Origin of the sequence: Kitasatospora sp. NBC_01302, assembly GCF_035976515.1 — a bacterium.
Classification (GTDB): domain Bacteria; phylum Actinomycetota; class Actinomycetes; order Streptomycetales; family Streptomycetaceae; genus Kitasatospora.
The window spans coordinates 8,187,321-8,200,525 of the sequence record NZ_CP108404.1 but is presented as its reverse complement, the minus strand read 5'-3'; the positions used below and the strand labels follow the sequence as shown (position 1 = coordinate 8,200,525).

Annotated in this window: 15 protein-coding genes; 8 read left to right on the top strand and 7 right to left on the bottom strand. The window is 74.2% G+C overall.

Annotated features, from left to right (window positions below; all coding sequences use genetic code 11):
- Positions 1 to 55: 55 nt before the first annotated feature.
- Complete coding sequence (locus OG294_RS35765; RefSeq protein WP_327071791.1) at positions 56 to 919, top strand: STM4011 family radical SAM protein; 864 nt, start codon at positions 56 to 58, stop codon at positions 917 to 919.
- An 80-nt stretch (positions 920 to 999) separates the two neighbouring features.
- The gene (locus tag OG294_RS35760; RefSeq protein ID WP_327070721.1) at positions 1,000 to 1,959 is read left to right on the top strand and encodes a quinone oxidoreductase family protein; all 960 of its coding nucleotides are present in this window, start codon (positions 1,000 to 1,002) and stop codon (positions 1,957 to 1,959) included.
- A 47-nt stretch (positions 1,960 to 2,006) separates the two neighbouring features.
- On the opposite strand, the gene OG294_RS35755 is transcribed toward OG294_RS35760, so the two are convergent.
- Positions 2,007 to 3,023 (bottom strand): helix-turn-helix transcriptional regulator, encoded by a 1,017-nt coding sequence (locus tag OG294_RS35755; protein WP_327070720.1) that lies wholly within the window; start codon positions 3,021 to 3,023, stop codon positions 2,007 to 2,009.
- A gap of 104 nt (positions 3,024 to 3,127) precedes the next feature.
- Between OG294_RS35755 and OG294_RS35750 the strand changes: the two genes are divergently transcribed.
- Positions 3,128 to 3,535 carry a VOC family protein gene (locus tag OG294_RS35750; RefSeq protein WP_327070719.1) on the top strand — a complete coding sequence of 136 codons (408 nt, stop codon included), beginning with the start codon at positions 3,128 to 3,130 and terminating at the stop codon, positions 3,533 to 3,535.
- 17 nt (positions 3,536 to 3,552) lie between these two features.
- On the opposite strand, the gene OG294_RS35745 is transcribed toward OG294_RS35750, so the two are convergent.
- Positions 3,553 to 4,161: a YceI family protein gene (locus tag OG294_RS35745; protein WP_327070718.1), complete on the bottom strand. Its 609-nt coding sequence runs from the start codon at positions 4,159 to 4,161 to the stop codon at positions 3,553 to 3,555.
- Between the two features lie 191 nt (positions 4,162 to 4,352).
- Between OG294_RS35745 and OG294_RS35740 the strand changes: the two genes are divergently transcribed.
- On the top strand, positions 4,353 to 4,706 hold the full coding sequence (locus tag OG294_RS35740) for a UBP-type zinc finger domain-containing protein (protein ID WP_327070717.1): 354 nt from the start codon (positions 4,353 to 4,355) through the stop codon (positions 4,704 to 4,706).
- A 53-nt stretch (positions 4,707 to 4,759) separates the two neighbouring features.
- Here the strand turns inward: OG294_RS35740 and OG294_RS35735 are convergent, their stop codons facing one another.
- Positions 4,760 to 6,346 carry a glutamate synthase subunit beta gene (locus tag OG294_RS35735; protein ID WP_327070716.1) on the bottom strand — a complete coding sequence of 529 codons (1,587 nt, stop codon included), beginning with the start codon at positions 6,344 to 6,346 and terminating at the stop codon, positions 4,760 to 4,762.
- Between the two features lie 408 nt (positions 6,347 to 6,754).
- Entirely contained in the window at positions 6,755 to 7,402 is a 648-nt protein-coding gene (locus OG294_RS35730; protein WP_327070715.1) for a phosphatase PAP2 family protein, read from the bottom strand.
- Between the two features lie 143 nt (positions 7,403 to 7,545).
- Here OG294_RS35730 and OG294_RS35725 point away from each other — a divergent pair, with 143 nt between their 5' ends.
- The 3 genes from OG294_RS35725 (at position 7,546) to OG294_RS35715 (ending at position 8,773) form a co-directional block, all read left to right on the top strand.
- The gene (locus OG294_RS35725; RefSeq protein WP_327070714.1) at positions 7,546 to 7,941 is read left to right on the top strand and encodes a BlaI/MecI/CopY family transcriptional regulator; all 396 of its coding nucleotides are present in this window, start codon (positions 7,546 to 7,548) and stop codon (positions 7,939 to 7,941) included.
- Between the two features lie 152 nt (positions 7,942 to 8,093).
- Positions 8,094 to 8,402 (top strand): muconolactone Delta-isomerase family protein, encoded by a 309-nt coding sequence (locus OG294_RS35720; RefSeq protein WP_327070713.1) that lies wholly within the window; start codon positions 8,094 to 8,096, stop codon positions 8,400 to 8,402.
- On the top strand, positions 8,399 to 8,773 hold the full coding sequence (locus OG294_RS35715) for a YybH family protein (RefSeq protein ID WP_327070712.1): 375 nt from the start codon (positions 8,399 to 8,401) through the stop codon (positions 8,771 to 8,773). Before OG294_RS35720 ends, OG294_RS35715 begins: the two co-directional genes overlap by 4 nt.
- A 26-nt stretch (positions 8,774 to 8,799) precedes the next feature.
- Here the strand turns inward: OG294_RS35715 and OG294_RS35710 are convergent, their stop codons facing one another.
- Positions 8,800 to 9,621, bottom strand: a complete 822-nt coding sequence (locus OG294_RS35710; RefSeq protein ID WP_327070711.1) for an alpha/beta hydrolase — start codon at positions 9,619 to 9,621, stop codon at positions 8,800 to 8,802.
- Positions 9,622 to 9,701: 80 nt separating this feature from the next.
- Positions 9,702 to 10,124 carry a hypothetical protein gene (locus OG294_RS35705; protein WP_327070710.1) on the bottom strand — a complete coding sequence of 141 codons (423 nt, stop codon included), beginning with the start codon at positions 10,122 to 10,124 and terminating at the stop codon, positions 9,702 to 9,704.
- A gap of 92 nt (positions 10,125 to 10,216) precedes the next feature.
- Here OG294_RS35705 and OG294_RS35700 point away from each other — a divergent pair, with 92 nt between their 5' ends.
- On the top strand, positions 10,217 to 12,268 hold the full coding sequence (locus tag OG294_RS35700; RefSeq protein ID WP_327070709.1) for a glycoside hydrolase: 2,052 nt from the start codon (positions 10,217 to 10,219) through the stop codon (positions 12,266 to 12,268).
- 94 nt (positions 12,269 to 12,362) lie between these two features.
- Here the strand turns inward: OG294_RS35700 and OG294_RS35695 are convergent, their stop codons facing one another.
- A complete protein-coding gene (locus OG294_RS35695) occupies positions 12,363 to 13,079 on the bottom strand; it encodes a response regulator transcription factor (protein WP_442789281.1) in 717 nt (238 codons plus the stop codon).
- Positions 13,080 to 13,205 lie beyond the last annotated feature (126 nt).

Here is a 13,205-nt window from a genome sequence, read left to right as displayed (position 1 = left end):
GGGCCGTCAGCCGATTGACCTCGGCCTGCCCCGGCGCCCCGGGGCCGTCGAGCCCCTGGACCTGACCATCCTCTACCGCGGCCCGCTCGCCTCCTGCGACTACGACTGCCCGTACTGCCCGTTCGCCAAGCGGCGCGACACCCCCGAGCAGCTGCGCGCCGACCGGGCGGCCCTGGCGCGCTTCGCCGGCTGGGCAGCCGCGGCCGGGCAGCAGGGCGACACCCTCGCCCTGCTCTTCACCCCCTGGGGCGAGGGCCTGGTGCGCTCCTGGTACCGCGACACGCTCGCCCGGCTGAGCCGGCTGCCGCACATCCGGCGGGTGGCCATCCAGACCAACCTGAGCTGCCGCACCGACTGGCTGGCCGAGGCCGACCTGGACACCCTGGCACTGTGGACCACCTACCACCCGGGGCAGGTCGACCACGACCGCTTCCTGACCAAGTGCCGGGAGCTGACCGCGCGCGGCGTGCGGTACAGCGTGGGCGTGGTCGGCGAGCCCGAACACCTCGCGGCGGCCCGGCGGTTGCGCACCGAGCTGCCGGGCGGGGTCTACCTGTGGATCAACGCCGCCGAGGGCCGCACCTACACCGACGCCGAGGCCGGGCAGTGGACGGAGCTGGACCCGCTGTTCGGCTACAGCCGCGAGCCGCACGCCAGCGCCGGCCTGCCCTGCCGCACCGGCGCCTCGGTGGTCTCGGTGGACGGTGACGGCACGGTGCGGCGCTGCCACTTCGTCCGCGAGGAGCTGGGCAACCTCTACGACGGCTCCTACCGCACCGCGCTGCGGCCCCGCCCCTGCCCGCTGGCGGTCTGCGACTGCCACATCGGCTATGTGCACCTGGAGTCGCTGCCGCTGTACGACGTCTTCGCGGGCGGCGTGCTGGAGCGGATCCCGGCCCGGGAGGAGCATGGTGAATAAGCGCTTGCTTAGCTCTGGACAAGCGGCCCGCGGCGGTGTTGGCTGAGCGGCGAGGAGCTACCCGCGAGTAAGGAGTGCGAGTGCGCGCGATCCAGATCACCGAGTTCGGCGGCCCGGAGGTCCTGCAGGTCGTCGACCTGCCGGATCCCGGGGCACAGCCGGGGCACCTGCTGCTCGACGTCTCGGCGGCCGGGGTGAACTACGCGGACACGCACGCCGTCGAGGACTCCTACCTGTCCCGGAGCACGCTGCCGATGGTGCCCGGCGCCGAGGTGGTGGGGCGCACCGCCGAGGGGCGGCGGGTGGTCGCGCTCGCCGACGGCGGCGGGTACGCGCAGCGGGCGCTGGTGGCGAAGGCGATGGCGCACGACGTGCCCGAGGAGGTCACCGACGGGCAGGCGCTGGCGCTGGTGGTGCAGGGACTCACCGCCTGGCACCTGCTGCGGACCAGTGCCCGGATCGCGCCGGGCGAGTCGGTGGTGGTGCACGCCGCCGCCGGCGGCACCGGGTCGCTGGCCGTCCAGCTCGCCAAGGAGTTCGGTGCGGGGCGGGTGATCGCCACCGCCTCGTCCAAGGAGAAGCGGGAGCTGGCGCTGGAGTTGGGCGCCGACGTGGCGATCGAGGCCCCCTCCGACGGAGCGGGCCTCAAGGAGGCGCTGATCGAGGCGAACGGCGGCGCCAAGGTCGACATCGTCCTCGAAATGACCGGCGGCCCGGTCTTCGACGCCTCGCTCGCCGCGCTCGCCCCGTTCGGCCGACTGGTCAGCTACGGCATGGCCTCGCGGGTGGCGCCCACCCCGGTGACGGCGGCGGCGCTGATGGGCCGCTCCCGGGCGGTGGTCGGCTTCTGGCTGATGCACTGTGTCGGGCGCCCCGGCATGTTCCGCGAGCCGATGGCCGAGCTGTTCGCGATGACCGCCGACGGCCGCCTCAAGCCGCAGGTCGGCGGCGTCTACCCGCTGACCGAGGCAGCCCGCGCCCACACCGACCTGCGGGCCCGCCGCACCTTCGGCAAGCTCCTGCTGGACCCGAGCCGCTAGCCGCTGGCCGCTGCCGTTTCACGGCCCCCGCCCTACTGCCCCCCGCCTCACGGCCCGCCGTCGGCCGCGTACTCGTCGAGGCGGCGGGCCAGGGCGCGGACCAGATCGCGCAGGGCGGCGGGGTGTTCGACGACGAACGGGCGGTCCAGGGCGGCGAGCAGCGGTGGGATCCAGTCCAGCCGCTCGGCCCGCAGCCGGACCCGGACCCAACCGGTGTCCCCGTCACTGCCACTGCCACTGCCACCGTCCCCGTCACCGCCGCCATCAGCGAGCGGCGTCACGGTGGCGAGGCCGGCCGGCAGCCGGGTGCGCAGGTGGGCGAGGTCGGCGCGGACCCGCAGAGACACCTCGTGGGTCCAGGGTGTCCGTGCGAGGCCCTCCAGCACGGTGGCCACCGGGTCGAACCCGGCCGGGACGACGAACGCACCCGGCTGCACGGCCAGAGCGGTGATCCGGTCCAGCCGGAAGGTGCGCACCTCGCCGCTCACCGAGTCGGCGCCGGTCAGGTACCACCGTCCGGCGTGCGCGACCAAGCCGTACGGCCGGACCGTGCGGTCACCGGCCCGCCCCTGCCGATCGGTGTAGCCGATCGCCACCGGCCGCTGATCGCGTGCCGCCTCGGCCAGTTCGAGCAGCACCCGCGCCTCGGGAGCGGTGCGGGTGTCCGGCCGCGCCGTGAAGTCGACCGTCTCCAGCAGCGCGTCCAGCCGCCGCGCCAGGGGCTTGGGCAGGACCCGGCGCAGCTTCGCCGCGGCGCTCTCGCCCGCCGCGGCAGACCCGACCGACGACCCCCGGCCGCCGGCCAGCAGCCCGAGCAGCACGGCCAGCGCCTCCTCGTCGGTGAGCATCAGCGGGGGCATCCGGTAGCCGGCGGCGAGCCGGTAGCCCCCGTGCCGACCGCGCACCGAGTCGACGGGCACGCCGAGGTCCAGCAGGTGGCCGACGTAGCGGCGCACGGTGCGTTCGTCCACGCCCAGGCGCGTGGCCAGGTCGGGGACGGTGCGCAGGCCGCCGCCCTGCAGGATCTCCAGCAGGGCGAGCACCCGGGCGGTCGAGGTGGTCACCCGGGAAAGTCTGCCGCAGATACCGGGCGGATCCTGTCCGGTATTGCTCCTAGCGTGGGGAAGGCGCCGACATCCGGCGTGCGTCCCGCGACAGGAAGCCCGTCATGAACTTCGTCTCGATCCGCATCATCACCCACGACGTCGCCCGCCTGGTCGGGTTCTACGAACAGGTCACCGCCGTCCCGGCGCGCTGGTCGACCCCCGACTTCGCGGAGCTCGTCACGCCGGTCTGCACCCTGGCGATCGCGAGCAACCGCACGGTGGCCCTGTTCGGCGCCGGCTCCGCCGAGCCCGCCGCCAACCGCACGGTGATCACCGAGTTCCGCGTCGCCGACGTCGACGCGCAGTACGAACGCCTGGTGCGCCTGGACTGCGCGTTCGTCCAGCAGCCGACCACGATGCCCTGGGGCAACCGTTCGCTGCTCTTCCGGGACCCCGACGGGAACCTGATCAACTTCTTCACGCCCGTCACCGCCGAGGCCGTGCAGCGCCAGGAGCGACCGGAGCGATAGGGCGCCCGGTGGCTCCGTCAGTCGGACGTGCCACCGGTGTCGGGGACCGGGTCGGGGACCGGGTCGGGGACGGTCTCCAGGACCGCCTCGACATCGACCTCGACGTCGACCAGGTTGCTCACCACCACCCCGCCCCGGTCCACCACGTCGTTCCAACTCACGCCGAAGTCCTGGCGGTTGATCCGGGTGGTGGCCGCGAATCCGGCGCGCCGCCGGGGGCCGAGGTCGCGCCCGCCCTCCCACCACGGGGTGTCCCACTGCCCCAGGTAGGCCACGTCGAAGGTGACCGGACGCGTCACCCCGCGGATGGTGAGCTCGCCCGTGACCTCGAACCCGCTCGCGCTCACCTGGTGGACCCGCGAGCCGACGAAGGTCCAGGTCGGGAAGTGCTCGACGTCGAAGAAGTCGGCGCTGCGCAGATGCGCGTCCCGCTCGGGCGCGCCGGTGTACACCTGGGTGGCGTCGATCGTCGCCTCGATCCGCGCCTGCTCCGGATCGTCCGGGTCGACCTCCAGGAAACCCCGTACGTTCTTCAGCTGACCGCGTACGTAGGTGACCATCATGTGTCTGGCGCGGAACTCCGCACCGGTGTGGCTGGGCTCGAAGAACCAGGTCGTGGTGGCCATGGCAGCTCCCTGAACAGCGGTGCCGGTGTCCCCCTCAGCCAGCCTAGGACGAAGCCGGCGCGCGGTCGTCCGCACGGGCCGCCGCCCACCCGGCAGAGTCCGCGGGAGGGGCCCTGGCCGCCCGCCGGACTGGCAGCACCGCCACGGCCGGGCCAGGCTGGTGGGGACAGGCCAGAGCCGAGGAGGCAGCCATGACCGGCGCATCGATCCCGGGAATCGACCCCACCGCCGTGCCCAGCGGCGACGGCTGCGCGGAGTGCCTGGCCGGTGGCGGCTGGTGGTTCCACCTGCGGCGGTGCGCGGCCTGCGGCCACATCGGCTGCTGCGACTCCTCGCCCGCCCAGCACGCGACGAAGCACGCGCGCCAGGCCGGCCACCCGTTCCTGGCCAGCTTCGAACCCGGGGAGGAGTGGTTCTGGAACCTGGAGACCAACGAGTACTACGAGGGCCCGGCACTCGCCTCCCCCACCGCCCACCCGGCCACCCAGCCGACCCCGGGCCCGGCCGGCAAGGTCCCCGCCAACTGGCAGGAACTCCTGCACTAGAGCTGCACCAGAGCATCACCGGCGCACTGCGCGCGGGTGACGGACTTCGGCCCTCACACCACCAGCGGCCGGTCCGCCGGCGTGATCGGCGCCGGCAGGGCGGTGGCACCGGTCAGGTAGCGGTCCACGGCGGCTGCCGCCGCGCGGCCCTCGGCGATCGCCCAGACGATCAGCGACTGTCCGCGCCCCGCGTCACCGGCCACGAAGACGCCGTCCACCTGGGTGGCGAACCCGTGGTCCCGGGCGAAGGTCCCCTCGGGGGTGAGGTCCAGCGCCAGTTCGCCGAGCAGCGGGCTGTCCGGCTCCGGGCCGCAGAAGCCGAGCGCGATCAGCACCAGGTCGGCCGGGATCGCCTGGTGGGTGCCGGGGCGCGGCCGGCGGTCGGCCGGTTCGGCCTCGGCCAGGTGCAGTGCGGCGACGTGGCCCTGCGGGTCGCCCGACAGGCGCAGCGTGGCGGCGGAGAAGATCCGCGCATCCGCCCCCGCCACCGGCGAGGCTCCGGGCGCGTCGGCCACCGGTGCGTCCCAGGCCTGCCGGGAGCCGTCGCGGGAGCTGTCACGAGGACCGTCGGAGCCGTCGCAGCCGCAGGTCAGGGCCTGGGCCTCCTCGTGCGAGGCGGTCAGCCGGTAGGTCTTGGGGTGGACGGGCCAGGGCTGCTCGGCGGTGCGCCGCTCGCCCGGGCGCGGGTTGATGTCGAGCTGGGTGACCCCGGCGGCGCCCTGGCGCAGCGCGGTGCCCAGGCAGTCGGCGGCGGTGTCGCCGCCGCCGACGATCACGACCCGCTTGTCCCGGGCGCTGATCGCGGGGGCGGCGAAGTCGCCCTCCAACACCCGGTTGGCCAGCGGCAGGTACTCCATCGCCTGGTGGACGCCGCGCAACTCGCGCCCAGGCACCGCCAGTTCGCGCCAGCAGGTAGCACCGACCGCGACCACCAGAGCGTCGTGGCGGGCCCGCAGCTCGGCGGCCGAGAGGTCGGCGCCGACCGTGACGCCGGGGTGGAACTCGGTTCCCTCCAGGCACATTTGGTTCAGCCGCCGGTCCAGCAGTCGCTTCTCCAGCCGGAAGCCGGGGATGCCGTAGCGCAGCAGTCCGCCGATCCGGTCGGCCCGCTCGTACACCGCCACCCGGTGTCCGGCCCGGGTCAGCTGCTGGGCGCAGGCGAGGCCGGCCGGCCCGGAGCCGACGATCGCCACGCTGCGGCCGGAGGGCCCGGGCGGGGCCAGCGGGCGCTCGCAACCCAGCTGCCAGGCCTGCTCGGCGATGGCGGCCTCGATGCTCTTGATGGTGACCGGCTCGGAGTCGATGGCCAGCACGCAGGCGCTCTCGCAGGGCGCCGGACACAGGCGCCCGGTGAACTCCGGGAAGTTGTTGGTCGCGAGCAGCCGTTCCGCCGCGGCCTGCCAGTTGTCGCGGTAGACCAGGTCGCTCCAGTCCGGGATGAGGTTGCCCAGCGGGCAGGCGTCGTGACAGAAGGGGATGCCGCAGTCCATGCAGCGTCCGGCCTGGCGGCCGACGAGCGGCAGCAGGCGCTGACCCGCGTAGACCTCGTTGACCTCGTTCCAGTCGGCGACCCGCTCGGCGGCCGAACGACGGGGCCAGGTCTGGCGCGGGGTGGTCAGGAAGCCCTTCGGATCGGCCATCGGCCGCCTCCGTCACATCCGCCGCATCGGTCGCGCCCGGCATCGGCGCGCGCCCTCGTCTGGCCACTTTATGCCCGTTTCGCCGGATGTAAAAGCGGCAGCAGAACCGCGTGCACCCCCGTCCAGCGGCGCGCTGCACGCGCTGCAGGCGCTTGACGAACGCGGGTGGCGCGATGGCCTTCTCCTCCGCTCTACGCTCCGCCTCGCACGACCGTGGGGCCCGCCGGTGCGACAGCACCGACGGGCCCACCACGTCGTGTCAGCCGACGCGCAGGGTCAGCGCCGCTGTGTGCAATTTGCCCGGCGGTCCCGATCGGTGCTCGCCGCGAGGATACCCCTGCGGGGTTCCGGTATCCCGTCGGGCAAACGCGCGCCGTCGCCGAGGCCTGCCGACGACGGAGCCCGCCGTCAGCGAGCCGCGTGCGCGGGCCGGGCCGCGGTCAGCACCGGCGCCAGCGCCCCGTCACGCAGCCGCCCCACCAGCGGAACGGCGACGCGCCCCAGGAACCAGCTCGCCAGGAAGGCCACCGGCAGGGCGAGCAGCGCCGCGCCGATGACATCGTGCGGGTAGTGGTCGCCGAGGTAGACCCGGGTGAAGCCCTCGAAGAAGGCGAAGCCGGTGGCGATCGCCGCGAGCCGCCGGTCGAGCAGCCACAGGGCCGCGACGGTGGCGAAGGCGGTGGTGCTGTGGCCGCTGGGGAAGGCGTAGTCGGTGCGCACCGGGCAGGAGTCGACGAAGTAGGCGTGCGGCAGCGAGTAGCACGGCCGCACCTCGGCGACCAGCTTCTTGGCCACCTCGGCCACCGCGAAGGCGAAGCCGACCGCGATCGGCGCGGCCAGGGCGAGGGTCATGGTGCGGTCGTCCCGGCGGCGGGCGTTCCACCAGCCCAGCAGCATCAGGACGGCGAACACTGCCAGGCCCGCGTTGGTCCACAGGTCGAGCGGGGTGTTGAGCCACTTGGTGTCGCGCGCGAAGCCGGTGACGGAGGTGAACAGCGAGCCGTCGATACCGGAGCCGTCGAAGGCGAGGTGGGCCGCGGGGTGGACTGTCGTCAAGGTGGGGCTCTCTCCGGGTCGGTGCGGCGCGCCGTCGGATTCGCCGAGCCCGCTGGCCTGGCAGACTCGGCAGCGAGCCTCCTTCTACACTGCCGTAGAAGTACTACAGGACTGTAGACACTATACGAGAAGGTGACCACCGGGTGAACTCCAGGCAAGCGGCGGGGGCTTCGGGCGAGCGAAGACCGGTGGGCGCCCTGGAGGCCGAGGTCCTGGCCCAGCTCCAGTCGGCCGGTGCGCCGCTCACCGCGGGCGAGGTCCTGACCCGCCTCGGCAGCGCCCTGGCGTACTCCACCGTGGTCACCGTGCTGACCAGGATGCGCGACAAGGGGCTGCTCACCCGCACCAAGCAGGGCCGCGCCTACGCCTACGCCCCCGTCACCGACACCCACGGCCTCACCGCCCGCCGGATGCGCCGGGCCATGGAGTCCGACCCCGACCGCAAGGCCGTGCTCAGCCGCTTCGTCGACGACCTGTCACCGGACGACGAGGCACTGCTGCGCCGGCTCCTCGGCGTCGAAGAGCCGCCCGGGCAGTGAGCCCGGCGCCCGGCCCCGCGCGCTGATCCGACACGAACCGCCGGCCAGGGCCTACCGTGGTCCGGTGCCGGCCGGACGCGCTCTCTGACGTGCCGACGTGCCGACGTTCCGACGTGCACCGACGTGCCGACGTACCGAGGAGAGGGCCGCCCATGGAGTTCCTGGTCGACATGGTCACCACCGTCCCCGCGGGGACGTCCGAGGAGACGGTGACCCGGATCCGGGCCGAGGAGTCCGCCCGGTCAGAAGAACTCGCCGCCCAGGGCAGCCTGTTGCGGCTGTGGCGGCCACCGCTCGCCCCCGGCGAGTGGCGCACCTGGGGCCTGTTCAGCGCGCCGGACGAGGAGCGGCTGGAGGAGCTGCTCGCCTCGATGCCGCTGCGGGTGTGGCGCCAGGACACCGTGACGCCGCTCTCCCCGCACCCGAGCGACCCGGCCGCCTCCTACGGGAGCCCCCGATGACCACCACTCCGGCCGCCGAGGCGGTCCTGCGCGGCGTGCTCGACCGCTGGAAGGCAGCCGTCGACGCGCACGAACCGCACCAGGTCGCCGCCCTCTTCACCCCGGACGCGGTCTTCCAGGGCCTGCACCCCTACAGCGTCGGTCCACAGGGCGTCGCCGAGTACTACGCCTCCCAGCCCCTCGGCATGACGGCCGCCTACCGGATCCTGGAGACCAGGCAGCTCACCGAGGACCTCGTACTCGGCTACCTGAGCGTCGACTTCGCCTTCACCGACCGCCCCACCCTGGGCATCTGGCTCAGCGTGCTGGCCCAGCGCGCGGAGGACGGCACCTGGCGCCTGGCCCACTACCAGGTCTCCCGGCTCGACTGAGCCACCCGGCCGCGCCTTCCGGCGCATCACCCCAGCTGCTCCCGCAGGCCGTCCAGGGCCGCGAGCAGGGCGGGCCAGGCGGGGGTGTGCGGGTCGATCAGGGTGAAGTGGCCGGCGCCGGGCAGCTCGACCAGGGTCGGTGCCGGGCCGGCCGCCCGGGCGCGCTCGGCGAAGATCCGGCTCAGCTCGACCGGGACCCGCTCGTCGGCGGCGCCGTGGAGCAGGGTGGTCGGGACGGTGAGCGGGAGCAGCTGCGCGGGGTCGGCGAGGGCGTAGCGGCCGGGCAGTTCGGCCGCCCGGCCGCCCATCATCGCGGTGGTGGCGTCCTCGCCCAGCTTCCATGCGTCGCACTCGGTCAGGCAGGAGCAGGCGGCCAGTGCCAGGACGGCGTCCGGGGTGCGGTCGGTGTGCCACGGGGAGTCGGCGGGCAGGTGCGGGCGGGCGGCGGTCCACAGCGCGAAGTGGCCGCCGGCCGAGTGGCCGACCAGGACGACGGGCAGGCCCGCCCACTCCGGCTGCGCCGGCTCGCCCGCGCCGGTGGCCAGCAGGTCGATGGCGGCGGCGATGTCGTCGAAGATCTCCGGGAACCCGGCGCGCCGGTACTCGGGCACCGCCACCAGGTACCCGGCTGCGGCCAGCGCGGCGGCCAGCGGGGCCGCGTGGGCGCGGTCGATCGCGGGGCGCCAGAAGCCGCCGTGCAGCAGCACCAGCAGGGCGCGGGGCCGGCCGGGCGGGCGGCGCAGGTCGATCACCTGGTCGGGATGCGGGCCGTAGCAGAGGGTCCGGTCGGGCTGTGGCGCGTCGTCGCCGGTCGGCAGCGCGGCGAGCACGGTGGGGTCGACGGACATCGGGTCACCTCCGGGTCGATCACACGGTATCCGGTCGGGCCCGGCCCGAACAGGGGCCGGTCGGAGCGCCCGCCAACCGGTCAGCTGCCGCCCAGCACGCCGGCCCGCAGTGCCGCGAGCAGGCGCAGCACGTCCTCCTCGCCGGCCGCGGTGAAGGTGTGCACGGCGTCCACCACCGCGCGGGCCACGTCGCCCGAGGCGCTGTCGGGGGCGGTGGCGGCCCAGCTCTTGAGCGTCCGGCCGAGCGCCGCGCACATCCGCACGGTCACGTCGGCCTCCTTGCGCTCCATCGCGGCGTCGAACTCCGCCTCGTCCATCCCGCCGTGGATGCCGCAGGCCAGCGAGAGCATGGAATCGAGGACCAGGTCACCGTAGTCGGCGACCAGGACCGGCAGCCGCGTCTCGCCCGGCCCGCACTCCGCCAGCGCCTCCAGGGCGCGGCTGTCCTGCCGCCAGGCGGCCTCCAGGGCGGCCAACGCACGCAGCGTATCGTCCGGTGTCACCCCGTCACCGTACCGCTCCCACGCCGCCCACCGTGCCGCCCACAGATGTTCCTAAGAGCAGCTCTTATGACCAGTCAGCATCCTTTCTCCGCATGACAACCACGATCCCCCGCCGACCGGCCACCCGCACCCGACGCCGGGCCGCGCTGGCGGCGCTCGCCCTGGTGAGCGCCTGCACCCTGACCGGCACCACCTGGTCCACCGCCTACGGCGCGAGTGCCCGGCCCGCGGGCGCGGCACACGGCGACGCCGCGATCCGCCTGCACGGCACCCTGCTGGAGATCCCGGTCAACGGCGGTCTCGCGCAGTTGCGGACCGACACGCTCGCGCTGACCGCGCGCGGCCGTGACGGGCGCACCCTGACGCTCTCGGCCCCCGCGGCGCAGCCGCTGGGGCAGCCCGGCCGGGTCACCGTGCGGGGCGGCAGCGCGAGTTGGACGCTGCCGGAGCACGGCCTGAGCGTCACCGCCGCCGCGGTGCGCGGTCGGCTGCAGGTGACCGTCCACAACGAGCAGGACGGCGCCACCCTGCCCTGGCCGGTCACCGGCACCGATCCGGCCGTCACCCAGCTGCAGCTGCCGAGCGGCGAGGGGCTGGGCCTGCCGGTCGGCGACCCGTTCTGGAACTCCGCCGACACCGGGGTGGCCGGAAAGAGCTACGACCTCGAAGCCGACCTCAGCATGCCGTTGTGGGGCTACACGCTGGGCGGCCAGGGCGTCAGCTACCTGGTCCCGCAGCCGATCGGCACCTCGCTCGGCCTCGCCTCCCAGGACGGCCGGCTGCGCGGCACCGCCGTGCACACCTTCTCCCGGCGCGCGGGCACCCAGGACTACACCGTCACCTTCGCCCTCACCGACCCCTCCCCCGTCGCCCCCGCGCAGGACTACCGCCGCTGGCTGGACGAGCACGGCCAACTGGTCACCCTGCAGAGCAAGATCGCCGCCAACCCGGAGGTCGGCAAGCTGCTCGGCGCCTTCCACGCCTACACCTGGGGCAGCGCCCGCACCGCGCAGGGCGTGCAGCAGATGCAGGCGCTGGGCCTGTCCCGGCTCTGGCTCGGCTACGACGCCGACGACCAGCCGATGGACGCCGCCGCGGTGGCCGCCGCCAAGCAGGCGGGCTATCTGGTCGGCCCCTACGACTCGTTCGCCAACGGGCAGGACCCGAGCACCGCCGACGCGCCCACCTCCGTCTGGCCGACCCCGGTCTACCCGGACTACTGCGTGCACCAGCAGGACGGCTCGGTGCTCGCGGGCTTCCACGACCGCGGCTGCTACCTCAGCTCGCAGGCCTTCGCGCAGCACGGTGACGTCCTCGCCCAGCGCACCGCGCAGATGACCGCCAACGGGTCGAACAGCTACTTCCTGGACGTCGACGCGGCGGGCGAGCTGTACGACGACTACAGCGCCGACCACCCGATGAACCAGCAGCAGGACGAGGCCAACCGGATCGCCCGGATGCGCCAACTGTCCGGCCCGGACAAGCTGGTGCTCGGCTCGGAGGCCGCGCACAGCTGGGCGAGCCCGGTCATCGCCTTCAGCCACGGCTCGCTGACCCCGCCGGCGGACGGGCTGTGGCCGCTGGAGAAGAACAAGGACGTCTGGGGCGGCTACGCACCGGCCGGCGGGCCGGGCATCTTCTTCAAGCCGGCCGACCTGCCGGCCGACCTGGCCAAGGAGATGTTCGACCCCGCCTACCGGATCCCGCTGCTGGAGACCGCGCTGCACGACGTCCAGGTCAACCTGGACCGCTGGGAGCTGTCCTACACCAAGCTCCCCGCCCTGGAGACCACCCGGGCGCTCCAGGCGGTCCTGCAGAACACCCCGCTCAACCTGGTCCTCAACGGCCCGACGCTGAACACCGACGGCAAGCAACTGGCCGCACTGCAGCAGTACTTCGCACCACTGCACGAAGCCGCCGGAACGCAGCCGATGACCGGCTTCCGCTACCTGAGCGCCGACCACCAGGTGCAGCAGACCGCCTTCGGCGACGGCGTGCTCCAGGTCACCGCCAACTTCGGTACCAGCGCGTACGGTTCGGGCGCGGACGCGCTGCCGGGCGGCTGCGTGGACGCCAAGCTCAAGGGCGACCGGCAGCCGCGCCGGCTCTGCCCGACCACGCTGCCGCAGGCACCGCTGAAGTAGCGCGGCGCCGGACGGACGGCAGCGGACGGACGGCGGCGGACGGACGGCGGCGGCCCGAGGGGCCCCCGCGGCAGCGGACTCCGGCGGCACGGGCTCAGCGCACGTCCAGCCGGTACCCCACCCCGTGCACGGTGTGCACCAGGCGCGGCTCGCCCCCCGCCTCCAGCTTGCGGCGCAGGTAACCGATGTACACCGCCAGCGAGTTGGAGGCGGGGCCGAAGTCGGTGCCCCAGACCCGCTCCATGATCGTCTCCCGGGCGAGCACCTGCCCGGGGTGGCGCAGCAACAGCTCCAGCAGGGCGAACTCGGTGCGCGAGAAGGACAGCGGGCGCCCGCGGCGGCTGCCGGTGCGGGCGACGGGGTCCACCGTCAGGTCCTCGCAGCCCCCGCCGTCCCGGCCGTGCCGCCCCTCGCGCTCCCCTGCGTCGGGCGCGGTGCGGCGCAGCACCGCGCGCAGCCGGGCGGTGAGTTCGTCCAGTGCGAACGGCTTGACCAGGTAGTCGTCGGCCCCCGCGTCCAGCCCGTCCACCCGGTCGCTGACCGAGTCCCGCGCGGTGAGCACGATGATCGGCAGCTGGTCCCCGAGCCCGCGCAGCCGGCGGCAGACCGCCAGCCCGTCCAGCACCGGCATCATCACGTCCAGCACCAGCGCGTCCGGCTGCCAGGCGGCGACCTCGGTCAGCGCGGTCAGCCCGTCGGCGGCGCCGCGCACCTGGTAACCCTCGACCGCGAGGCCGGTCTCCACCGCCTCGCGCACCTCGGGATCGTCGTCGACGACCAGCACCCGCAGCCCGCCACTCACACCGTCCACCCTCTCCACCCGGGAACGCGGCCACCGACCGAGCAACCAGCGGACAAGGACGCCGGAAGCAGCACCTCCGGTTCCACCGGGCGGCACTACACGACAGGCACCGCGCGACAGGCGCCACACGGCGAG